Raw genomic sequence first — 22,849 nt, forward strand, 5'->3', positions numbered from 1 at the left:
ATAACCACTCACACACTATATCAATTCCATATGAAAAAAATACAGTCCATTGAATTATTTATAACATTCATCTTTTAAGCTGTTAATGTGCATGAAACTTGCATGCTATTTAATAGCAGTTTCATGTAAATGCTCATCTAATAGAAAGGAGGAAAAACATGCCAAAACCTGATATCAAAGTTGAAAAAATTGAAACCCTCCTCGACCGTTTTGGAAATATTGCTGTAGAAAGTTTTCACTATATTGCGCTGTTTATTATTGGCTGTATGGTGATCTGGTCTGCAGGTCATACTGTATTTCACATTCTTACCGTAAAACAATTTGCCACCATTGACGATATTCTGCTGTTATTTATCTATCTTGAACTGGGTGCCATGGTCGGTATTTATTTCAAGACCAACCATATGCCGGTGCGTTTCCTGATTTATATTGCGATTACCGCACTTACTCGCTTACTCATTTCAGATATCCAGCACGACCATAAAGCAGATATGGACTTGGTGATCATTACCGGTTCGATTCTGATTCTGGCTTTTTCAATTCTGGTGGTACGTTATGCCTCCTGGACTTATCCATCTGTCATTCGTGACAAACATAGTGAAAACTCCTTGCCAGAAGGTAAAACCCCACGTCCGCAAGATGATGAATTGGCTTAACATATTAAAAGCCCCTCTTTTGTAAAGAGGGGTTTGGGGAGATTTAATAGTTAAAAATGAATCTTAGCGATTCGGCACCAACACATAGCGTCCATTTTCAAAAATCCAGTAGGTTCCATTCGGCGGTGCAGGCAAACCTAAACGTTTCCAATCCGTAATCAAGGTATAGCTTGAACTTTCAATCCGTGCCGTATTTGGATCACCATTTACCCAGCTATAGCTTTGCGAGTTATGAGTGATGGTCGTTGGCGCCTGATATTGAATGCTAATGCCATTTTGAATAGTCGGATAATTCTGATGATGTGATGGACGCTGCGGATAATAGGGCCGATTTTGTGGGTAGCTGTTTTGTGGATAGTTGTTTTTTGGAAAATTATGATGTGGATAGTTAGTTTGCGGATAGTGAGGTCGATGCTGATATTTAGTTGTATCCACCCCACGATAATTGGACCATTGATTTTCCGCTTGCGTCGTCACAGAAGCTCCCAAGAGCATGATGCCACCAAGAGCACAAATAACTGCTACTTTCATCAGAGCCTCCGAACGTTGCTGATCACAGCATATAGTTTATAACTTCATTTTAATCTCTAGTTTAGGATAAAAAATGGATAAAAAAGCATCTAATGCAACGTTTTGTAAATTAAATTTTGCTGTAATTTTATGCTTTCCTGCATCTAGGCGCTGAATATGTTTATGCTAGGATATTCTTTTTTGTTACTGGATCAAACAGAGTGGCTGATTTAAGTTTTGACCGCCTACATCAATTTTTTTGCAAAGTGCCGAGCGTACAAGAAGCATTGATTGATGCTTATGGTTCAGATGGTCAACATGCATGGTGGTTTAAATTTCAGATCAATGTCGATCACCCGCTTGCATGGCAAACCGTTCAGGAATTGGGTCATGTACTAAATTACATTTCCAAGAATGAACGTCTTCCAACCCAGTTCTTGCCTGTTTCACCACCACCCTACATGAATGGTGAAGCCAAAGAATTTTTGGCTTGGGTCATTCAATGTAATCATCCTGACTTTTCGCCAGATGTGGTGTGCGACTGGTTAGAAGCGCGTTTACCGCAACCGGTTGAAGACGAAAGCCAGTGGAAAATTAAAACTGATTTAAAAGAACTCGATAAAATGAAAGATGCCGATCTTGATAAATTGGTTCCACCGAATCCTTTATAAAATATTGATATAAAAAATAGCGCATAAGCGCTCTTTTTTATTCTTTAATTTCCCTAAATTCCTCTTTTTAAAGAGCGGCTTTCATCCTATTTTATTAAAGATGAGAGATTGCTACAGAATCATTGCAATCGATTATTTTATTTATTACCTCTCCCTAGCCCTCTCCTAAAAGGAGAGGGAACTCCTTCTCTCTCTGGGATGAGGCCTATTTAAAAAGTCGACAACCCGCTCCACTCCATAAAGCGGTAAATGCCATATTTGAGTTTCGATTCATCTGCATATTGACGGTAATCGACACTCATATTTTTGCCGTCCAGGTTTGACCATGCTGTATCAAAATATTGCTTGGCATCGCTAAAGACTGATGCTTCTGATGCACCGACCACACGCAAATTGGTTTCCAGATTATAGTTTTTAATATTACGTGCTGTGAAATTTGCAGAACCTAAAATCAATTCCGCGTTCTGTCCCCCTCGTTTCACAATCATCTTGCTATGACACTGCTCCCCTTGGGTATTACACCAGCGTACAGGCACGCCCGCATCATTCAACTCTGATGCGACTTGGCGGTTGGGAATACCATTCTTTTGGCGACCAAAAGCATCTTTATTCGGATCAAGTAACACTCGAACTTTTACCCCACGTTCATGAGCTGCGATTAATGCTTTCACAATATGACGTTCAGAAAGATAGAACATTGCCAGATCGATCTGTTGTTGTGGTTTCGCTGTTTCAATCAGATTTATCGTTTCATCAAAAATGGCTTTTTCAGTCAGTACCTGAACTTGCGGCAAGGATTTTTCGCCTTCAAACTCGCCCACAATCACCATCGGAATATCGCCTTTGGACATTCGGCCTACAGCCTGTTCGGTCTTTAACACATCAATTGCAGTATTGCCTGAAACCACCAATGCCACGTTGGAATGACGTGAACTGCCATCATGCGGATTTGCAGAAGTCACCAAGGCTCTCCAGCCCTGTGCTGTATCTACCACCATGGTTTTGCGGTGATTGGCTCTAAAATTAAATAAATTGAAATAACTGCGTAAGGTAATTTTTTCAGAACCAAATGGATTATTTAGCCAGCCTTTTTCAGGATTATTGCCGGCATCCTGACAGCAGATATACCAAAAGCCTGACCACAATGGATTGGATGCACGTAATGGTCTTAAATCTGTTTCAATGACATCAATGCCCGCTGAACGTAACTGACGATAATGCTCGGGTGCAACACCGCCATAGACCGAGTTAATCGGATCGGTAATCACTTTGATGTCAATATTCGGCTGAACGCCACGTTTTAAAATTAAGGCATCGGTGAGCTGTTGTGCCAGTGGACGATGCGAAAGCGTTGATTCACCGACCTCTTTATTGAATAAGAACATATCCAGTACAATGGTCGTCTGCGCATCATCAATCATTTTTAAGATTTCATTAAAAATAGCCTGGTTTTGTTGCTGTTTACCACTTGCATCAATATAGGTTTGATCTGCTAGAAACTTCACCTCGGCATGACGCAATTTACCACTAAAACTCAAGCCCTCTGGCAAGGGTTTATAGGTGTGATAAATTGCCGATGAGAGATACCCCAAAGCCAATAAACCGACGATCACGCCCACATAACGACGGCGTGACCAATTCAATTTCTGATGAATTCGTTGAAAAATGCGCATAACAAAAAACCTAGTCCAATGGCATCAGACTAGGTTTTATTGCTTTATTTTTCAAGAGGATTTCTGTGAATCCTGCCTGAATGGTTTGATCTATGCTAACTTTTGCCTAGAAGCCAAATTCTAAACCGACGCTAAAGTTACGTCCGACTTGCGGAATATTCGACAGGAATGAAGCATGTGAATACACTTGCTGATCAAGCAGGTTATTGGCTTTAAAATACACGCGATAATCGTTATTTTTAGCATATTGACCTGCATAAGACACACCAACATTGACCATGTTATAGCAATCGGTTTCCTGCTCATAACTGGCGATTTTATCCTGATTGAACACATGGTAATACTCGGCTAAACCAGACCAGTGATCATCAAAATTCGCATCGACTTTGGTACCGAGACGACCTGCTGGAACACGTGGTGCATTTTCACCATCAATTTTGCCACGGACATAATCACCAAATACACTCATTTTATAAGTATCACTTACAGCATAAGAGGCTTGTGCTTCAGTACCATAAAACTTGGCTTTATCTTGGGTGTAATCTACCAGACGGAAATTTTCAAATTTATCTGTGGTTGCCGCATAAATGTAGTTGTCAAACCAGTTGTGATAGACATGCACATGGTAATTAAACTTGTCCTGTTCATAATGCAAACCAAGCTCGAGATTATTGGATTTTTCTGCGCTTAAATTTTCATTGCCACGTTCATAAGTGTTGGTCGCGAAATGTTTGCCTTTGGCATATAGTTCTTGCGCCAATGGGAGACGCTCTTGATGAGAACCCACCAGTGATAATTTATAACTCGGTGCAAATTCCCAGTTCACCGCCCCTGAATAAGAGAAGCCATAATCATCAAAATCTTTTTTATTGGAATCAATCTCAATTTTTTGCTGATCTAAACGTGCACCCAGTTCAACATGCACATCATTAAACTGTTTATGCTCTAAGGCAAACAAGCTCCACTTTTGGGTTTTGGTCGGATCAAGTAAAGATTCTTCCCCGCTAATATCCAGCTTTTGCTGATTATATTGCGCACCGATCACCCCTTCCCAATTCGCAACAGGATTATGCACCAGCTCTAAACGCGCATCATAACCCTGACTTTTAAAATTGGTCATGACTGAATTTTCTTCAATTTCATCATGCTTATAGTCGGTATAACTGGCATGTGCACGAAGCTTTTGAAAACCTGCAAAAGGATCATTGAGTTCGGTACGGAAATCATAACGTTCTGATTTCAAATCAACCCAAGGCCCGGCAGCATGATCATGTTCTTCATCATGATCATGTCCATCATGGTTCAACGCATGACCTGAATGATCGCCGCAATACAACTCATTGCCATGCGGGTGACAATCTTCATATTCATGGCTATGACCAGGTAAACCATACTGATCTTGACGGTTGCTATAGGCTACACCGACAAAGCCACGGTCATGAATCCATGATCCACCGATATTAATCGTTTCCCCTTCGGCAAAGGTATTGTCCACACGACGCGCTTTTTCTCGATGAATCTCAGGCTCTTCACCCTCATGATGATGTTCATGCTCTATAAAATAACCAGGTGCAATATAGTTATTGGCTTTACGCTTTGAACCTTCCACACGCAGCGCAAAGTTTTTTCCAATCCCTGCCGTGATGCCTGCACTGGCCAATTTCTCATCACTTCCAGAGTTATAACGTAGACCAGCTGTACCTTCTAAACTATCCTCAGGCATTTGGGTCGGAATTTTATTGTCAGTGACATTGACCAATCCCCCAACAGTGCCTGCGCTATACAGTAAAGTTGATGGTCCGCGAATAATTTCCACTTGCTTGGCTAAAATAGGATCCACCGTTACCGCATGGTCTGGTGAAAGTGTGGATACATCTGCAGTTTCAGAAGCGTGTTGTAAAACTTTAACGCGTGCGCCATCTTGCCCACGAATTACTGGACGACTTGAACCAGAACCATACTGATTCGAAGATACGCCCAGTTCACCCGCCAAAGCATCGCCAATGGTCACCCCACCTTGTGCAAGCTTTTTATGATCAATCACCTGATCAGCCACTGCAAAATCTGCAGCCGACTGCACCAAGGGATGCGCTTGTAATTTGATGGTGTCTAATTGTTGGTTTTGGCTCGGGTTCTCTGCCAAGACAGCAGGTGCGATGACTGCAAAAATAGAGAGTGTAATTAGATTCTTATGGAACGACATGGAACTGGCTCAAAGCTGCAATTTCTGAATAATGTTATAATATAACATTTCGTTATTTTTGCAATATCGATCTTTCAATTAATCAAAAATAACTCCCAACTAATCAAAAACAACTTCCAACTTTAAATCATCTATATTTATCATTTATTTACAAAACAATTGTTTTCTCAAACATATTCTGTTCAATAATTTGCTATGGTGATTCACATTATTTTAATGTATTCCAGTTCACTTCTTTAAATATGCCCTTTACGATCTCACATGCTGTTTTAGCACCCCCTATTGCCAAACTCACCGGCTATCGTTTGCCGATCTCGGCATTGGCTATTGGCAGCATGACCCCTGATTTATATCGTTTATTCACTTCCGAAAGCTATGATACTTCACATCAGTGGCAAGGTTTGATTGTTCCAAATCTATTGATTGGTTTAGCTTTTTGCTTGCTGTGGTATGGCCTGTATCGACCTGCGATATTTCGATGGATTGGAATGGTGAAGCCGATTGATTGGGGTTGTTTCGATAAAATGCTCGGGTTTATCCTCAGTGTCATTATGGCTTTGATCGTTGGAATATCTACTCATTTAATTTGGGATGGACTGACCCATTCAGATTTCAGAACCTTTGCTTTTGATCATTTTTTGAATCGGCCTGTTTCATTATTTGATCACGTCTATCCGATGCACCGTGTATTACAGATTGGCACATCCATCCTTGCCTTGCCATTTATGGCATGGATGGGCGTACATTATTATCTAAAGCATAAACAGGCAGGTTTTGTTCAAGCTAAAATTAAGATCTCTGGCTTATTCATTGTGCTGATCTCATTGCTTACTGCTGCTTATTATTATCTTCAATTTTTACAAACCCTTGGTCAAAATCCATGGTCAGTCGACCTATATTCATTTATTGGCAGATCGGTAAACCAATTTTCCAGTGCATTTTTAATCACTTTTAGCTTGGGCTGTCTCGTGTTCTTGTTTCTGGATCGAAATCGACGTTTAGGGGATTAAATTGCTAAAAATTGAAGCAATTTAGAATCTTTTGCCTCATCTCCACATGGAAATGATGGTGTTTATTGATCTAGTTCTTGTGACAAAATCCTCAAAGAGGCATAATTCACTATTCAAAGGCGGTACGCTGTTTACGTATTCGCTGACCTTAACCCATATAGTTGGATTTTTTACGCTATGATGCGAACTCATTACTGCGGTACTTTAACCGAAGCCCAAATTGACCAAACCGTAACATTATGCGGTTGGGTACACCGTCGCCGTGACCACGGTGGTGTGATCTTCCTTGACATGCGTGACCGTGACGGTCTTGTTCAAGTCGTTATTGACCCAGATACTCCCGAAGCTTTCTCAACTGCTGACAAGGCACGTTCTGAATTCGTATTAAAAATTACAGGTCGTGTACGTCGCCGTTATGAAGGCACAGAAAATGCCAACATGGTGAGTGGTCAAATCGAAGTGCTCGCAAAAGACATCGAAGTTCTTGCTGCTTCTGAAACGCCTCCATTCCCGTTGAATGACGAAAACACCAATATTTCTGAAGAAGTACGTTTGAAATATCGCTTCCTTGATATTCGCCGTCCAGAAATGATCGACCGTTTACGTTTCCGTTCTAAATTGACCAACCTGATTCGTAACTACTTCGAAGAAAATGGTTTCCTAGACGTTGAAACTCCAATCTTGACACGAGCGACCCCAGAAGGTGCGCGTGACTATTTAGTGCCAAGTCGTGTATCTAACGGCAGCTTCTATGCACTTCCACAATCACCACAATTATTCAAACAATTGTTGATGGTGGGCGGTATCGACCGTTATTACCAAATCGCAAAATGTTTCCGTGATGAAGACTTGCGTGCTGACCGTCAGCCAGAATTCACCCAGATCGACGTTGAAACATCGTTCATGAGTGACGATGATATTATGGATTTGATGGAACGTTTAACCGTTAAGATGTTCAAAGAACTTCTAAACGTTGAATTCGACAAATTCCCACGTATGACCTATGCAGATGCAATGCGTGACTATGCATCTGACAAACCGGACATGCGTATTCCTTTGAAACTGGTTGACGTTGCAGACATGATGCAAGACGTTGAGTTCAAAGTGTTCGCCGGTCCTGCTAAAGATCCTAAAGGCCGTATTGTTGCGCTTCGCGTACCAGGTGCTGGCGCACTTCCACGTAGCCAAATCGACGAATATACTAAATTTGTGGGCATCTACGGCGCGAAAGGTTTGGCTTACATCAAAGTCAACGAACTTGAAAAAGGCATCGAAGGCTTACAATCTCCAATCGTGAAATTCATCGAGCCAATCGTGCTTGATTTGTTGAAACGTGTTGGCGCTGAAAATGGCGACATCGTATTCTTCGGTGCGGATAAAGCGAAAGTTGTAAACGATGCGATGGGTGCTTTACGTATCAAGATCGGTCATGACATGAAGATGGCGACTTGCGAGTGGGCACCGCTTTGGGTAGTTGACTTCCCAATGTTCGAAGAAACTGATGATGGTAAATGGACCTCTGTGCATCACCCATTCACGCTGCCTAAATCAAGCGTTGAAGAAGTGAAAAACAACCCAGGCGCTGCGTTGTCTGTTGCTTACGACATGGTATTGAACGGTACTGAAGTCGGCGGTGGTTCACTTCGTATCTTCAACCTAGAAATGCAAAAAGCCATCTTTGAAGCTTTAGGTATTTCTGAAGAAGAAGCAGAAGAGAAATTCAGCTTCTTACTTAACGCGTTGAAATTCGGTGCACCTCCACATGGTGGCTTGGCATTCGGTCTTGACCGTTTAGTGATGTTAATGACTGGCGCGACTTCTATTCGTGACGTGATTGCATTCCCTAAAACCAAAACTGCTGAATGTCCATTGACTCAAGCACCTGCACCAGTTGAACCAAATCAATTACGTGACCTAGGGATCCGTCTACGTGAAAAACCTAAGGCGGAAGTTAAAGTAGAAGCTTAATACTTTAATTCAGTGATAAAAAACCCTGCATATGCAGGGTTTTTTATTGCATTGAGATCAAGACTTGAGAATGGCATAATAGCTGCCTATTTCTGCTTTTTGGTGAGCAACTCTATGGCTATGCGTCCTGCTGTCCGTCGTCGTGCACTTGTATTAATTATATTTGCTATAGCTCAATGGTTGTTTATGCGTTATATCTTGGCCAATGGTTTGTTCAATATGGACACCAATCAACGTATTCTATATTTTTGTGTGAGTAGCTTAGGCGGGGCCTTGCTTATTTTTGTGAGCTTGATTTATATGGTTTTGAAAGGCAATGCAGACAAGCCTTAATCATTCTTGTTCTATCTCCACTGGATTGATCAGATTCTTGTTCCAGTGATTTCATCTCCTATTTTTATTTATTTTGTTCTCAAGAATTTTGACCTCATTTCCTGTGGTTTAGAAATGGCGCAGCATCTTTGATGCATTAAAACTCTTTCCAAAATTTTCTTTTTATAATTATCTTGGCCATAAAGAGTTTGCGTTGTTATGTATTTTTTATTCAAAGTTGTTTCTTTACTTCCGCTCTGTGTGTTGCAATGGATTGCTTCTTGGATTGCCCTATTACTTAATAGCTTTAATTCATCCATGAAACGGGTAAGCAGCATTAATTTAAAACTTGCATATCCAGAATTAAATATTGAACAACATCAAGCCTTAATAAAAAAAACGCTGAAAAGTCAGTGCCTAACCTATGTAGAGTCGATTAAGATTTGGGGCATGCCACAACAATATAATGCTGGATTAATCAAAAATATTTTTGGCGAACAGCATCTAACTGAAGCACTGAATAGTGAAAAAGGTACGATTGTGGTACTGGCACATTTAGGTAATTGGGAGCTGGTCAATGTGTGGCTGAATCAATATACTGCGCCTGTGATCATGTATAAGCCCAGTAAAAGTAAAGGCATTAACCGTTTTATGTTAGAGGCGAGACAAAGCTCTAGAGCAACGCTTGTGCCTACCGATGAAAATGGCGTGCGTGCGATCTTTAAACATCTTAAACAAAGTGGCTTAACAGTGATATTACCTGACCATTTACCCAAAGAATCTGGCGGTATTTATGCCGATTTTTTTGGACAAAAAACCTTATCCACAACATTAGTTTCCAAACTTGCCAGTAAAACTCAATGTAATGTGATTGGGGTGAGTTGTCTGCGCAATTCAGATACTCATTTTGATATTCACTGCACTCAATTATCTGAGAATATTTTATCTAAAGATTTACAGGTTTCTGTTAACCAGTTAAATCAAGATGTTGAAACCATGATTAATGTCGCACCTGAGCAATATGTCTGGTCTTATAAGCGGTTTAAAAAAATTGAAGGTATTGAAAATATTTATTTAAACTGTCCAATGAGCTAAAGTTGCTCAATATAGAAAAATTGAGATGAGGATGATTTTAATCCACTTTTAATTTTATTAATTTAGCTATTACTTAACTTATTATTGTTGGGTTTTTTTATACAATATTGAAAGACCGCATAAGTAAAGAGTACTCTATAGCTCAGCATATATTCAAAACATTATCCATACACCTTTGGGGAAATCCTTGAGTCAAAAGCCTTTGAAAATTTTACATATTGCCAATTTTAAAACTGAGAACAATGGATCGATGTTTTATAATACGGATGCCAAAATTCAACATGGACTCATTGAATTAGGCCATTATGTACATGCTTTTGACTATAAATACATGGTGAGAAAAAGTAATATTTTTAATACCACCTCTTTATCCCATAAAAAGACGTATCAACAGCTTTTAGAACTTTGTGAAAATATCCATTTTGATCTAATTCTACTTGGTCATATTCATTTACCACTAGACATTTTAAAGCAGCTTAAACACGCTTGTTCCTCAAAAGTAGCCATGTGGTTTGTAGATCCAATTAATGAAGCTCACCGGCTAAAACATTTCCATGAAATGCAAAAAGAAATAGATTACATTTTCGTGACAACCGCAGGAGACTATCTCAAGCAATTATCTAAAGTTTGTGAGCATCCTATATTTGCCTTTACACCTAACTTAAGTTTAGCTTGTATTGAGCAAGCGCGTGATAATTGGTTAAATTATGAAAATGATGTCATTTTTTGTGGTTCAAATAGTAAATATCCTGAACGTGAAGCTTTTATTCAAAATCTGAAAGAAAACTTACCCGAATTAAAATTTAAGCTAGGTGCCTGTTTAGGTCAACCCAGTCTATTTGGTCACCAATATCAAACTGCAGTCAGAAATAGTTTAATGGGTATTAACTATTCAAAATATAATGATATTTATATGTATAGTAGTGATCGAATTGCACAACTCACCGGTATGGGCAACTTGGTTTTTACCGCAAAAACACCGGGCCTAGAACTCTTGTTTCCAAATGACAGTATCGTTTATTTTGAAAATCAGCAAGATCTGATTCATAAAATGAAGCATTTTCATCAGCACCCTGATCAAGCGATTGAAATTGCAAAAAAGGGTTATGATCTTGCTCATACTGTCTTTGAATCTAAAAATGTATTACAGCAATGGTTGAATTTAATTTATAAGGGAACATTAAATTCAGCTTGGCAAGATGAAGTTTATTTGGCTGGGGCACAAATTTAATGAATAAAAATCCTTCAATTTTAATTTTATGTATTTCTTTAGAACAGAGTAAAGATCGAAGAGAAAACATCGAAAAAGAAATAGATAAGTTAAAATCTTTATGTACTAATACTGATATTGATTTTCAGTTTTTTAATGGTATTTACGGTCGTGATTTAGCACCACAATATCTCTCTTTTATTAATATTGCACGAGAGCAAGCTGCACAATGTAAACGTCCATTAGGAGCAGGTGAAATTGGATGCCTACTTAGTCATATGTTTATTTGGCAAAATCAAATAGATGGACAATATGATCAATATGATCGAATAATTATTATCGAAGATGATGTGTATTTAAATACAAATCAGATTGATAAGAAAATTTTAGATATTGTGGACTCAAAAGAAGAATTTATTTTTTTAGGTGGTCATACACTCCAATCACGTACAAGAATCCATGGATATCCATCAGCAAATAACCTTTTCTTTTACATGTTAGGCCCATCAGATTTATATACAACAACTTGCGCCTATAGTGTTACTAAGGCTAAAGCCCAAGATTTTCTATATAAATTAATTAAACGACCAACATATGTCGATGACTGGAAATATTTATTAAAAAATCGATTAACGACACCTTATTATTTTTGTTTTGAACAAGGGGGAAAAAATGATAGTGCTATTAATTTAGATCGTCTTCAAAATAAAAATATTAAAAAGCCTAATAGAATTCAAAAAAATTTAACCAAGATAAAAAACGACATTATTGCAAGATTAAAGTTACTAATAGTATTCAAACACTGTTCTTCTTTAGCAGAATTTTTAAAGAAGAACAATGAGGACTTTTATAAGAGCTAGAAAATAAAATACTTTAATTAAAATGAATTAATTTATATTTAATTCATTTTTAATTAACTTCCTCATATTAATTGTAAAATCATTAATATTGTGATTACTCTTTACATAATTTATAGCTTCTTGTGCTAAAGATTCACGTTTCATCTCATCTTGTAAAAGCTGTTGAATTCCAAATATATAGTCATCTACTTTTTCAAAGCCATCACCAAGGACATCACCCACATAATAACCAAATTTTTTGGTTAAATTTTCTGGGTTACGGTTACTAACTAATAAAGTACCATATGATAATGCTTCTAAAAATGAAATTGGCAAAGCTTCATGTATGGATGTATTAACTAAAATTTTAGCGTCTTTTAAAAAATTTTCCTTTTCAATACCATCTACATGCCCAGCAAAATGTAAATTCTTTATGTTTTCATATTGAGACATAATTACGGAGTTTTTATCGCTTTCTCTAAATGTCTGACCTAGCATATAAAATTCATATTCAGGCATTTTTCTTGCAATCTCGCAAAAAAGCCACCCTCTCTTAACTGACTCAATTCGCCCAAGAAATATAATCATGTTTTTTTTAGGATGATTTAATAATTCAAAATTGTAATCAATTTCAATTGGGTTATGAAATAATTTAATTGGGGTATTTGAATCAAGTTTGTATAAATCTATTGCCTTTTTATTCAGAAAATTTGCTTGAGATATAAATCTTACTCGTTTTTCCACATACAACTGATGTACTAAATCATATATCTTTTGATCATAGTAATTAGTTTCTGGAAAAATTTTAACTGTGCTAATTTCATCCCATTCATATTGAGGACGAGGATCTTGAATCCATAAAATTAATTTTTTATTTCGATCTAATTCATTTTCAAGAACATAATTAAAAGTTAATTCTATACTCAAATATAAATCATAGTTTTGCTTTTTAAGCCATTTTTTCGCAAACCATCTTTTTTTAGGTAAACGATAAGCCTTAATATTATCTACATTATATTCTTCAGCTAGAAAATATTTTTTTCCTTTCCCTAGAAGAACATCCACTTGGAATTCATCATTAGGCAAATATTTAGCAATTAATCTTCTAGCTAAAAACCCATATCCACCAAATGCAGTATTTGCGCCACCAAAAAACTCATCTATAATTAATCCAACTTTAATTTTTTTCTTGATCTGATTATTCACTAGAAATATCCTGTAAGCTAAAAAGCATATCTTAAATTTGGTTATTCAAAAGTTTATACATTAAACAATTTGGATGTAAATCATGAAGATCTTTATTCTTAAGCATCTCATTATATAAATGTATACATAAAGTTCTCGAAGTAGTTACATCTATAACACTTAACTCAGGATCAAATAATTGGCTTATACAACTATAATGAATAGGATAGAATACATCTATTGAGCCTACATTTTTTTCTAATAGCAATGTCTTTATATAATATGTGATTGCTTTAGGACCAATGACCCCCCACGGCATATCTTCTAAGCCTTTACCAAAACCCAATAACTTTTTTAATTTCAATCGAAATTGCTTAGTTTTAGAGTACCAAGGTGGAATAAAATATGGATCATATGCTGCATTTGTTAAACTGCTTAAAACTTTACTATCTTTAGGTAAAGCTAATACAGCACCATTAATAAGTTTATCATCTTCAAAACTTAACAAATATCCAGACTCAGGTTTTTCAATCGGTTTCAGGCAATACACATCACAATCTACATAAAGTCCATCTATTTTTTTTAATAACTCATAGCGAAAAATATCTGAAAATAATGCATAACTTCCAGTTTTTTTATGCTTAATTATTTTATTTTTAGGAATAATTAAGTTTGCATCAAGTATAACTACACCTTGTGGTAGATCCTCAATTTCATTATAAGTATGTAAAAATACAGAATGTCCTCTCATAACAAATGAGCTTAGACAACATTTTGAAATCTCTCCTAATTTATTGCCAACCCAAAGTGCATGTATATCTATTAAATTCACTAAAAAACCCTTAAACAATTAATAAAAGTAGAAAAACCAGTAATATGGAATATTATATAACTATTTTACTATTATAATAATTCAACAATGATAATGGTGATAAACCTCTTGTATTAATTGTTGATGCTTTTTCGCTATCTGTTCAAAACAGTATTTCTCTAAAGCTTCTTTTTTGCCCTGCTGCGCAAATTTCATTGCTTCATCAGGATGACTGATCAAGTATTCAATTCCTTCTGCTAGGCTCTCAGCATCTCCCGCTTTAGCACACCATGCATTTATGCCATGTTTAGCTGTTTGACGAATCCCAATATCATCCGTGGTAATTAGGGTTTTGCCCCAAGCAAAAGCATCTAGAATACCAATACCTTGTATTTCGGTAATTGAAGGCAATGCAATAATATCTGCTTGTTGCATTAACGCTAATTTAGCATTGCCTCCCATCCATCCTGGGAATTGAACTTTTTCACTCAAACCCAAAGCGGTTGCCTGAGCTTTACACTGCTCTAACATCTCCCCTTGACCGGCCAAAATTGCTTTGAAATTCACACCTTTTTTATGCAAAATGGATAATGCATCTATCATCACATGGACACCTTTGTTCGGCACCATACGTGTGAGCATAACCAAGGTCACAGGGTCTTTTAAGGGTTGAGGCTTTGCTTCTACTTTTGGCAAATACGTTAAATTTGAGATCACCATCTGAGGTTTATTTTCACGATCTTGATCTGACTGTAATTTTTGCACCAACTCTTGTACATAAGGGGTGATATGTAAAAAGGCATCTGCACGTATAGTCCGTTTCACATTATGACTATGATTCACTGCAATAACCGGAATCTTTTTCTTCATGCCAATCATGGCATTTTTAAACAACCATACCGCTTTACCGCTGTGTGCAATAATAATATCGGGCTGTTGTTGGTGAATAAAATCTCTAACTTTTAATGCTGCAGTTAGACTATAAAAACCAGTATTCGCAATAACCTGAATAGGCCATTCGCCACTACTTAAATGGGCATTTTCTTCACCGCGTAAAAGTATCACTTCATGACCATAGCTTGTTAAAGTATTTGCAATATCAAGTACCGCTTGCCAGCGACCGCCCGTTGCATCACCATAAACAGTATTAATGATTTTTAATTTTTTCAAGAGAATAGCCTTTCTTTCAGCAGTTGCACGAGTTTTTCACTTGGCTCATATTCTAATGGCCTTAATGCCTGGAAGCCATCATTGATTGCCAATTCATGAATTGGAACCACTTTCGCTAACGCATTGGATTCCAACCGCTTTAAAACACTAGAAAACTTCGTATCCGGTTGGAATTTTTCAGGATAATAAACGATTAATGGACGCTGAGCACTAATACTTTCCATCATCATAGACATCGAATCTGCACCACAAAATACAGCACAAGATACAGCCAAAAATTGATGTAAAATCTTCCGTGGATGTTCACTCCACCAAATAGAATCGACGATATAACGATCATTTAATTCAGCTTTTAAAATCGCTTCAGCTTCCGCACCAGTACGTCGTGAAGTACTGATTAGCCATCGAATATTATTATTTTTTGCGAGACTATTCATTTCCCGAGCTAACTGTTTCCAGTCTTCAGCCTTGTAATCTGCTCCTGCACCCTCCCCGCCAATCAGCATCGTCCATAATTTTTGCTGAATTTCAGGATGTTCCGCATGCCAGACCTCCCCATGTACAGCTAAACTCTTCTGACTGATAGGCATTGCTGAAATAGGTAAACTGATAAAGGGTTTTGGCAGATCAGGCTCAAGGACTAAAATTGCATCAAACAATGATTCGTTTAAATGTCTTAAAGAACCACAAAAAATATTTTTTGCGCCATAGGCTCGAGCTAACCATGCAACAGCATAAGAGGTGTTACCTCCCGCCCCAATCACAATATCGGGTGCTCGTTGAGGCAAGACTACGCCCTGATAAAAGTAATTTATTTTTTCTACAGCAGGAATGGTGGACTTAAGTAGCCATGCCATTGGACGGCGTAAAAAACTTTTTTTTAGTTTCAGCTCAATCCAGTGGATATCCAATTCAAATTCATGTTCCAAGGCAAACAGCACACCTTTAGACTGAGCAAAATGACCGGGGATCCCATCACTCACCACCCATACTGTCTTTTTAGCTTTGTCATTTTTAGTCATTAATCAGCTCCCGGTAAACTTGGAGTGTGTTTTGAATCATGGCATCCATAGTAAGCTGCTGTTGTGCAAGAACATATATCTCTTCAGATTGTTGTTTTAACGCTGCAAATTCATTCACATGTGTTTCAATTAACTGATGCAATGCAGTGACATCATTTGAGGCACATATCAAGCTTCCAGGTAAAACCTCCGGCACCATTCCCACATCTGTTGAAATGACGGGGCGATGCTGTAATAAAGCCTCTGAAAGTGTATATGGTCCTCCTTCATTACGAGAAGAAATAACAAGAAAATCTGCTTGCTGCAACAAATCATTGATATCGTCACGATGGCCCAACAGTTGAATTTTTTCACTTAAATTTAACTGCTGAATTCGGGATTCTAATAACAATTTTTCCGGCCCATCTCCTACGATCCAGAGATTTGCATCGATTCCTTGCCATGCTTCAACCAAAAGATCCAGACCCTTTGCAGGAACCAGACGACCGATCGCTATTGCTTGCAAGGGTGTACTTGACGTTCGATTCAGGTAACTACTTGGCGCATGTACACCATTTAGCACTACACGTAGTGCATCTTGTTTTTTAAACTGATTGGCAACACGTTGACTTACGGCAATCACTCGATCAAATTTTTCAAATGAATGAATATTACGTTTTAAGTTATGCAAGGTCGCAATACTAGGGACATCCAGCCATTTTAATAAGGGTGCAATCATCGCTACAGCTTTATTGGCATGCACATGCAATACATCAGGTTTTATCTGCTTGATTAATCGATATAACTGCCATAATAAAAAAGGATTTTTCCGGCTTTTTGTGAGATCTACAGATTTAAAATTGGCCCCTTGTACACGTGATGCATATTTGGCATGAGCAATTAGCGTCACTTGTTGACCGTGCTGTACCAGACCATTCACCATTTCTATGACATGCTTTTCTAAACCGCCTTCTTCATCACCCGCCATAACCATACAGATATGCATTATTCTTCTCTCTTAGCTACGCTGACCCAATTTAAGACGCAATTTCACTGCAAACATTGAATCTTTACCACTAATTTTAATACGTTGTAACTGCATAAAATCCGGATGTTCTGAATCGATTCCTTCTTTTGTGGTTACCGCATTGCGATAACCCACCTGTTTTGCCATCTCCACATCACGCCCAGAATAAATACCAAAAGGATAAGCAAAACTTGTGACAGGCCGATTGGTTAATTGCTCTAATTGAACTTTAGATTCAGATAATTCCTTTAAGCATTCAGCATCATCTAATTTATCAAGATTGGCATGGGTTAAAGTATGCGAGCCAATTTCCACCAAGCCAGAGTCGGCGAGGAATTTCACTTGCTCATCATTCAACTTGGATTCACGTGCCAGTTCACCACTATTATGATGGGCTTTTTTATAGGTTGACCAATCTCGATCATGACGATCCACCACAACATAAATGGTCGCTTTAGCTTGATATCTCTCTAAAATTGGATAGGCATTTTCCAGGTTATCCAGATAGCCGTCATCAAAGGTAATCGCGACAGTTTTTTCAGGATGCTTACCCCAATGAGCCTGCAATTCCTGCATGGTAACAAAATGAAAACCTTCGGCTTTCATCCATGCAACCTGTTTTTCAAATTCAGTCGGTTTAACCCGTAATTTATTAAACTTTGCACCGTCAATATGGTCTCTGACCATGTGATACATTAAAATCCGGGGACGTTTCCAATCTACTGCTGGTTTCCACCACGCATATTTATAACTAAATGCAATCATGAGAATCAGCAATAGAAGAAAAAAATAAATCACAGTTTAAACCTAATTATTGGGCTAAGAGATATGTTGCCACACGCTCTGCTTCTTTAAAAGCATGAGCTTCAGCTAACGCTTGAATTGAAGCACTATCAGAAACCAGGTTAGATTGAATCATTTGATCTATGGATTGAGTAATGCGGTCTTGTTTTAAACGATCAACCTTGATCACACCCACCCGACATCCCGCTGTTAATGCCTCAAAAATCATCGAAACACTATCTTCAGTTACCCAAACCGCTTCTGCCTTTTGCATTTCTTCAAAAATCCAGCCTTGCGGTGTCTGCTCAACCGGAAATACTTTTAGCCTTGATGCACATGCTTTTTCATTCAAATGATCCAGGAATTGTTTCGGAGTCCGTCGTGAAGTGGTCAGAATAATCTCAGCTTGAGGATGGAGATCGACAATTTGCTGAATGGAAGCTAAAACTTTTGCTTCATTCCATTCATGTCTTTTGGATGATCCACCGAGTGCAATTAAAAATCTGCTTTGCTGATGTCTCTGTTCATTCACAATTGGATTGAGTGCACCTTGGGTGGCAATCACATGCTCCGATGCCTCAACCCCATCATGTTCAGGAATAATGGCGTAACCAAACCAAGTCACCGGAAAATTTGGCTTCATCAGAATAATTGTTTTCGCTTCAGGATAGACCTGACCAAGCAATAAAACACGCAACTGGGTATGACTGCCTACCCCAAAAATATAATCTGGTCGTTGCTTTAATGCGGAAATATTTTTTCTAAAAATTGCTGAAAACAGGCTAAAAACTGGCAATTGATCTATGGATACTTCTTCAAAGGTGACTTCATTTGCACTTTGTCTTTGCATCGCTGTATATAAGCCGACTGCTTGCGAGCGATGCCCTGCTTTGCCATCACTGACATAGACAATATGCATAAAAATGTCCTTAAAAGAAAATAAACTTAAATCTTCATCAATAAAAAAAGGCGAAAACTGAGTTTCGCCTTTTGATCTTACCCGATCAACTTATTTTACGTAAGTCAACCAATGTGCATATTTAGGGTCTTTGCCTTGAACTGCATCAAAGAATGCTTTTTGAATTTGAGTGGTGATTGGACCACGACAGCCTTCACCAATCACACGGTCATCGTATTCACGGATTGGTGTTACTTCAGCGGCAGTACCGGTAAAGAATGCTTCATCACCAATGTAGAATTCATCACGAGTGATACGGCGTTCAAACACTTGAATACCCAAATCTTTGGCAATGGTAATGATTGTTTGACGCGTAATACCGTCCAATGCACCGCCTGCGATATCAGGTGTATGCAAGGCGCCATCTTTTACCAAGAATACGTTTTCACCTGAACCCTGACATACATAGCCTTGTGGGTCCATCAGCATCGCTTCATCATAACCAGAATGTGCAACTTCTTGATGTGCGAGAATAGACAGAGTATAGTTACCCGAAGCTTTTGCTTTACACATGGTCACGTTAGGATGGTGATGGGTAAAGGATGAAGTTTTAACGCGAATACCTTTCGCCATCGCTTCATCACCAAGGTAAGCACCCCAGCTCCATGCAGCCACAGTCGCATGAATAGTATTATCCGTTGCAGCGATACCCAGTTTTTCAGAACCGATAAAGATAATTGGACGTAAATAGCAAGACGCTAATTTATTTTCACGCACGACATCAATTTGAGCTTGCTCTAGAGTTTTTTGATCAAATGGAACTTTCATTTGATAAATTTTTGCAGAGTTGAGCAAACGTTTTGTATGATCCTGAAGACGGAAAATCGCAGTTCCGTTAGGAGTCTCATAAGCACGGACACCTTCAAACACACCCATACTGTAATGTAAGGTATGTGTTAAGACGTGAATTTTAGCCTCACGCCAATCAACCATTTGTCCATCTTGCCAAATAAAACCATCACGATCAGCCAAGTTCATGGCGCACTCTCCAAATTTTTATACACAGTCATCTTTATCCAATGCAAATATTTGCAGTTGGATCAATTAATCTTTGCCATAACTTGCAAACGATCACGCGGGTATCGTGCCAGTCCGCAGCATTCACTTGCATGGATTGATTTGCAAGGGCTAAACGGTGGCTCTCGGCTCGTTCACTGAGATAAGCTTGAATCAATGCGGTCGCATCGTCGCTGGATAAGCGACTTGCTTTTGCGGCATCTTCAAGGATTCGTACATTGTCGGAGTAATGGGCGAGATCGGGATTCGACCCACTCCAGGCTAACACCGCATACTGTGCCATAAATTCGATATCAACGATACCACCTGCGTCCTGTTTTAAATGAAAAATTCCATCTTTTTGCTGTTCTTTAGATGAGCCCAAATGGTCTTTCATTTTTTGGCGCATCTTCAAAACTTCTTCCCGCACTTTGGCTTCGTCGCGTGGTTGGGTCAAAATACGGCAGCGCAATGCTTCAAATTTTTCACGTAAACTTTTTTCACCTGCAATGGAACGTGCGCGCACCAAAGCCTGATGTTCCCACACCCAGGCACTTTTCAGCTGATACTGCTCAAAAGCTTTTAAGCTGGTCACCAATAATCCTGCTTCACCGGATGGACGCAAACGGGTATCAATTTCATAGACACGACCATCCAAAGTTTGCGTGGTCATCAATGACATAAATTTTTGTGCTACACGCATGGCAAATTCAAAACCGCTAATTTGCTTGGTTCCGTCGGTATCACCCTGTTCACTCATATAATGAATAAACACCAGATCCAGATCCGAACCATAACCCAGTTCAATTCCACCGACTTTGCCATAACCTGCCACGACAAATGCCGTGTGATCGAGCGAACAACGCTGACCTTCTGCATCGAGCGGATAACCATGTTTTTTCGCAGTCATTTGATAAGCCAAATGTAAAGCCGCATTCACCGAGACTTCTGCAATATCCGTCAGTGCATCGGATACTTTCATGAGTGGGCTTTCGGCCAGAACATCACTGGCCGCAACCGCCAAGACATTGGATTTTTTAAATAAGCGCAGAACCCGCATTTGATCTTCGACCTGATCAATTTCAATGCGGAGCAGTTGCTGACGTAAAGAATCTTCCAGATCTTGACGCTTGGGCAATTCAAAATCCATCGACAAGAATTCATCCAACAGCACTGGATAATGGGTGAGTTCCTCGCAAATCCACGGACTCACGGTGGCCATTTTCACCAGTCTTTGTAGTGCCCCTTTACTTTCAATCAGCATCACCAGATACACTGTCCGGCGCATCACCGATTCAACCAAGGGCATTAGACGCAAGAGTGCGACTTGCGGTTTATTCGATTGCAAAATTGCTTCAATCAAATGCGGCCAAAAAGTTTTTAAGCGTTGTACTGCTTTAGCAGGCAATTTCTTTAGTGCATGCCCATACCAAAATTCATGGATGAGATTTTTTGCATTGTCATCCAAGACCTCATTCAGCTGTTTTTCAAGCAAGCTGAAACTTTCGATTAACGGATCGGGTTCTTTTTCTTTAATCAGGTGTTCAAACTGAAAAATAACTTTGGCGCGTTTCTGATTCAGGAATGCAATGAAGCACTCCCAATCCACAAAGCCTAAAGTTTCAATCATACGCTGACGTAGGTCAGGTTCACTCGGCAAGGACTGGGTTTGCTGGTCATGCAAAGCTTGAATAGCGTGTTCAACACGGCGCAGGAATAAATAAGCATCTTCCAGTTCAGCCACGGCTTGCATTTCAAGTAACCCCACCTCACCCAAATGATGCAGGCTGACCAGACATTGCCGGTCCTGCAATTCAAGCTTTGAGCCGCCGTAAATCAGCTGAAAAACCTGCACAATAAATTCGACTTCACGAATACCACCCGCACCGAGCTTAATATCATCTTCAATATTACGGCGCAGTACTTCGCGTTCAATCATTGCCTTCATTTCACGCATGGCTTCAAAGGCGGTGTAGTCGACATATTTGCGGAACACGAATGGTCGGGTCATATCCAACAGTTCACTGCCTTCTTTTCCACCAGTGACGATACGCGCTTTGATCCAGGCATAACGTTCCCATTCACGCCCGTGCTGACTTAAGTATTTTTCCAAAGCCACATGGCTGATGGCAAGTGCCGAACCATCCCCCCATGGACGTAAACGCATATCGACACGAAATACAAAACCATCAGCAGTGATATGATCCAGCAGATAAATCAGTTTCTGCCCCCATAGAATACAGAACTGCTGTACATCAATGCATTTACGACCATTGGTTTCACCTTGCTCACCAAAGGCAAAAATAAGATCAATGTCACTTGAAAGATTAAGTTCTTGAGCACCGAGTTTGCCCATGGCGACCACAATTAAATCTTGTACCGTACCGCTATAACCGATCGGCTCACCGTGCTTTGCAATAAGAGCAACGCGTGCGAAATCTTTTGCTGCGCAAATGGATGCATCGGCAAAGTCTGAAAGTTCACGGGTCAAGGTAACAACATCGGTGAGTTGATTGGCGTCTTGCCAAATCCAGCGAAACATCAAACGTGCGCGAAGCACACGAATGGCACGCATCCATGTGGTTTCATCAGTAATATTATCTAAAGCGGCATGAATAAAGTTCTGGATTTGCGCGGTGCTTAAAGGAACGAGAAATTGGTCAATTGCATAATCTTGTTCGAGTAATATCGCATGATTTCCCAATACTTGTTCTGCGTATTGGCTAGCACGTAATGTTTTGTGCAATTGTTCCGCATTCATTTTGCAAACC

20 protein-coding genes are annotated in these 22,849 nt (G+C 39.0%); 8 read left to right on the forward strand and 12 right to left on the reverse strand.

The genetic code is table 11. The annotated features are described in order from the left end of the window. The first annotated feature begins 158 nt into the window (after positions 1 to 158). On the forward strand, positions 159 to 656 hold the full coding sequence (locus ACU0NF_RS07120; protein WP_445660618.1) for a phosphate-starvation-inducible protein PsiE: 498 nt from the start codon (positions 159 to 161) through the stop codon (positions 654 to 656). Between the two features lie 63 nt (positions 657 to 719). Here ACU0NF_RS07120 and ACU0NF_RS07125 read toward each other — a convergent pair whose 3' ends face one another. Continuing rightward, the gene (locus ACU0NF_RS07125) at positions 720 to 1,187 is read right to left on the reverse strand and encodes an RcnB family protein (protein ID WP_445660619.1); all 468 of its coding nucleotides are present in this window, start codon (positions 1,185 to 1,187) and stop codon (positions 720 to 722) included. Positions 1,188 to 1,387: 200 nt separating this feature from the next. On the opposite strand from ACU0NF_RS07125, the gene ACU0NF_RS07130 reads away from it, so the two are divergent. After that, entirely contained in the window at positions 1,388 to 1,837 is a 450-nt protein-coding gene (locus ACU0NF_RS07130; RefSeq protein WP_284067241.1) for a hypothetical protein, read from the forward strand. 209 nt (positions 1,838 to 2,046) lie between these two features. On the opposite strand, the gene ACU0NF_RS07135 is transcribed toward ACU0NF_RS07130, so the two are convergent. Both ACU0NF_RS07135 and znuD read right to left on the reverse strand, forming a co-directional pair. Further along, positions 2,047 to 3,510, reverse strand: coding sequence for a phospholipase D family protein (locus ACU0NF_RS07135; protein ID WP_445660620.1), 1,464 nt, complete (start codon positions 3,508 to 3,510; stop codon positions 2,047 to 2,049). Between the two features lie 106 nt (positions 3,511 to 3,616). Then, positions 3,617 to 5,713, reverse strand: a complete 2,097-nt coding sequence (gene znuD, locus ACU0NF_RS07140; RefSeq protein WP_445660621.1) for a zinc piracy TonB-dependent receptor ZnuD — start codon at positions 5,711 to 5,713, stop codon at positions 3,617 to 3,619. Between the two features lie 242 nt (positions 5,714 to 5,955). Here znuD and ACU0NF_RS07145 point away from each other — a divergent pair, with 242 nt between their 5' ends. The 6 genes from ACU0NF_RS07145 to ACU0NF_RS07170 all read left to right on the forward strand — a co-directional run bounded on the left by ACU0NF_RS07145 (position 5,956) and on the right by ACU0NF_RS07170 (position 12,168). Further along, the gene (locus ACU0NF_RS07145) at positions 5,956 to 6,723 is read left to right on the forward strand and encodes a DUF4184 family protein (protein ID WP_445660622.1); all 768 of its coding nucleotides are present in this window, start codon (positions 5,956 to 5,958) and stop codon (positions 6,721 to 6,723) included. A gap of 177 nt (positions 6,724 to 6,900) precedes the next feature. Then, positions 6,901 to 8,691, forward strand: coding sequence for an aspartate--tRNA ligase (gene aspS / locus ACU0NF_RS07150; protein ID WP_445660623.1), 1,791 nt, complete (start codon positions 6,901 to 6,903; stop codon positions 8,689 to 8,691). Between the two features lie 114 nt (positions 8,692 to 8,805). Then, on the forward strand, positions 8,806 to 9,024 hold the full coding sequence (locus tag ACU0NF_RS07155; protein ID WP_067722914.1) for a hypothetical protein: 219 nt from the start codon (positions 8,806 to 8,808) through the stop codon (positions 9,022 to 9,024). A 198-nt stretch (positions 9,025 to 9,222) separates the two neighbouring features. Then, complete coding sequence (locus ACU0NF_RS07160) at positions 9,223 to 10,098, forward strand: lysophospholipid acyltransferase family protein (protein WP_445660624.1); 876 nt, start codon at positions 9,223 to 9,225, stop codon at positions 10,096 to 10,098. Between the two features lie 187 nt (positions 10,099 to 10,285). After that, positions 10,286 to 11,329: a glycosyltransferase family protein gene (locus tag ACU0NF_RS07165; RefSeq protein ID WP_445660625.1), complete on the forward strand. Its 1,044-nt coding sequence runs from the start codon at positions 10,286 to 10,288 to the stop codon at positions 11,327 to 11,329. After that, positions 11,329 to 12,168, forward strand: coding sequence for a glycosyltransferase family 25 protein (locus ACU0NF_RS07170; RefSeq protein ID WP_445660626.1), 840 nt, complete (start codon positions 11,329 to 11,331; stop codon positions 12,166 to 12,168). Before ACU0NF_RS07165 ends, ACU0NF_RS07170 begins: the two co-directional genes overlap by 1 nt. A 27-nt stretch (positions 12,169 to 12,195) precedes the next feature. On the opposite strand, the gene ACU0NF_RS07175 is transcribed toward ACU0NF_RS07170, so the two are convergent. The 9 genes from ACU0NF_RS07175 to glnE form a co-directional block, all read right to left on the reverse strand. Next, positions 12,196 to 13,353, reverse strand: a complete 1,158-nt coding sequence (locus tag ACU0NF_RS07175) for a glycosyltransferase family 4 protein (RefSeq protein WP_445660627.1) — start codon at positions 13,351 to 13,353, stop codon at positions 12,196 to 12,198. Positions 13,354 to 13,384: 31 nt separating this feature from the next. Then, a complete protein-coding gene (locus ACU0NF_RS07180) occupies positions 13,385 to 14,164 on the reverse strand; it encodes a glycosyltransferase (protein WP_445660628.1) in 780 nt (259 codons plus the stop codon). An 81-nt stretch (positions 14,165 to 14,245) separates the two neighbouring features. Beyond that, a complete protein-coding gene (locus ACU0NF_RS07185; protein WP_445660629.1) occupies positions 14,246 to 15,313 on the reverse strand; it encodes a glycosyltransferase family 4 protein in 1,068 nt (355 codons plus the stop codon). Continuing rightward, positions 15,310 to 16,335 carry an ELM1/GtrOC1 family putative glycosyltransferase gene (locus ACU0NF_RS07190; RefSeq protein ID WP_445660630.1) on the reverse strand — a complete coding sequence of 342 codons (1,026 nt, stop codon included), beginning with the start codon at positions 16,333 to 16,335 and terminating at the stop codon, positions 15,310 to 15,312. Before ACU0NF_RS07190 ends, ACU0NF_RS07185 begins: the two co-directional genes overlap by 4 nt. Continuing rightward, positions 16,328 to 17,320 carry a glycosyltransferase gene (locus ACU0NF_RS07195; protein ID WP_445660631.1) on the reverse strand — a complete coding sequence of 331 codons (993 nt, stop codon included), beginning with the start codon at positions 17,318 to 17,320 and terminating at the stop codon, positions 16,328 to 16,330. The genes ACU0NF_RS07190 and ACU0NF_RS07195 overlap by 8 nt, the downstream gene beginning before the upstream one ends. 12 nt (positions 17,321 to 17,332) lie before the next feature. Then, entirely contained in the window at positions 17,333 to 18,106 is a 774-nt protein-coding gene (locus tag ACU0NF_RS07200) for a polysaccharide deacetylase family protein (RefSeq protein ID WP_445660632.1), read from the reverse strand. Between the two features lie 46 nt (positions 18,107 to 18,152). Next, positions 18,153 to 19,043, reverse strand: a complete 891-nt coding sequence (locus tag ACU0NF_RS07205) for an ELM1/GtrOC1 family putative glycosyltransferase (RefSeq protein ID WP_445660633.1) — start codon at positions 19,041 to 19,043, stop codon at positions 18,153 to 18,155. A 90-nt stretch (positions 19,044 to 19,133) separates the two neighbouring features. Then, a complete protein-coding gene (locus ACU0NF_RS07210) occupies positions 19,134 to 20,060 on the reverse strand; it encodes a branched-chain amino acid transaminase (protein WP_445660634.1) in 927 nt (308 codons plus the stop codon). A 34-nt stretch (positions 20,061 to 20,094) separates the two neighbouring features. Next, positions 20,095 to 22,839 carry a bifunctional [glutamate--ammonia ligase]-adenylyl-L-tyrosine phosphorylase/[glutamate--ammonia-ligase] adenylyltransferase gene (glnE, locus tag ACU0NF_RS07215; RefSeq protein ID WP_445660635.1) on the reverse strand — a complete coding sequence of 915 codons (2,745 nt, stop codon included), beginning with the start codon at positions 22,837 to 22,839 and terminating at the stop codon, positions 20,095 to 20,097. Between the last annotated feature and the right edge of the window lie 10 nt (positions 22,840 to 22,849).

Source organism: Acinetobacter sp. F16 (assembly GCF_052712855.1).